At 54.8% G+C, this 1,305-nt stretch carries 1 protein-coding gene; it reads right to left on the bottom strand.

Features of this window, described 5'->3' with window-relative positions; genetic code table 11:
• Positions 1–30: 30 nt before the first annotated feature.
• A protein-coding gene (locus QP922_RS12770; protein WP_284809906.1) for an IS3 family transposase occupies positions 31–1,256 on the bottom strand; the annotation gives its coding sequence in 2 pieces (ribosomal slippage) (positions 31–977 and positions 977–1,256; 1,227 coding nt in all).
• Positions 1,257–1,305: the final 49 nt, after the last annotated feature.

Consider the following 1,305-nt stretch of genomic DNA (forward strand, 5'->3'; position numbering starts at 1 on the left):
TGAAGCGTCCTGGGTTTAGTTCCGCTTCTTTTACGGCCCTGTGTTGATGGGCTGGGTGAGATAGTACTCGGTTTCGACTTCCTGTGGGGTGGCGTAGTCCAAAGCTTCATGAAGCCGCTTGGTGTTCCACCAATGCACCCACCGCAAGGTGGCCAGTTCGACTTCTCCGACCGACGTCCACGGGCCTTGGGCATGAATCAGTTCCGCCTTGTAGAGACCGTTGACTGTTTCGGCTAGAGCATTGTCATAAGAATCGCCGACTGTTCCGACACTCGGCCGGATTCCGGATTCCGCGAGAGCGGTGGAATACTTCAGTGACACGTACTGGCTGCCCCGATCACTGTGGTGAATCAGCTGGTTTCCATGGATTCGCCCTGCAGTCGTTAACGCATGCTCCAAAGCCTCCATGGGCAGCGCATCGGTGCGCATCGTTGAGCGTGTAGCAACACCAACAATCTTTCGACTGTAGACATCCACGACAAACGCGGTGTAGGCGAATCCTGACAGGGTGCGAACGTAGGTAATGTCGGCAACCCACAGCCTTCCTGGTGCTTGTGCACGGAAGTTTCGCTGTACTAGGTCTGGGCGATGATCCGGTGTCTTCGGGCTAGTCGTTGTCACGGGGGTTCGTCCACGTCTGCGGCCGGAAACACCAGCTAGCTTCATTAATCGGGCGGTTTTGTCGCGGCCGATATGAAAGCCTTCACGGTTCATCGCGTGCCACATTTTGCGGATACCGTAAACCGAGAAATTCTGCGCATGCACACGTTGTATCTCTGGGATGAGCAGGCTATCGCTTAAGGCTCTTGCGCTGGGAACACGTGTGGTGGCTTTGCGGTAGCCGCGTGAAGTAATGAATCCACGATCTGCTTGTTTAAGGACTCGGCAGATGGCCTCGACCCCAAACTGATCCTTGTACGTGTCGATGTAGGAGATCATTTGGTCGTGGGTCGGTCGAGTTCCGCTGCGAAAAAAGCCGAAGCAGTCTTAAGAATCCCGTTTGCTCGTTTCAGCTCACGGTTTTCTCGGCGCAAACGCTTGAGCTCTTCTTCCATTGTTTCGCCGCCAGACGCGTCAGAGTCATCACGTGCTGAAGCGCTGTCACGGTACCAAGCCCGCAACGTGTGGTGAGATACTCCAAGCAGCTCACCGACCTCCGTGTAGGCACGTTGCAGTGAGCAGGACTCCAGGCGGACCATTTCGATGATCTGATGGACCGCCTTCTCCTTGAACTCAACGGAATACTTTCTAGGCATAGTTCAATCCTTCCTTAGCTGAGGTAGGAACTAAACCCAGGACGCTTCA

It is taken from the genome of Corynebacterium sp. MSK218 (genome assembly GCF_030232655.1).
GTDB lineage: Bacteria > Actinomycetota > Actinomycetes > Mycobacteriales > Mycobacteriaceae > Corynebacterium.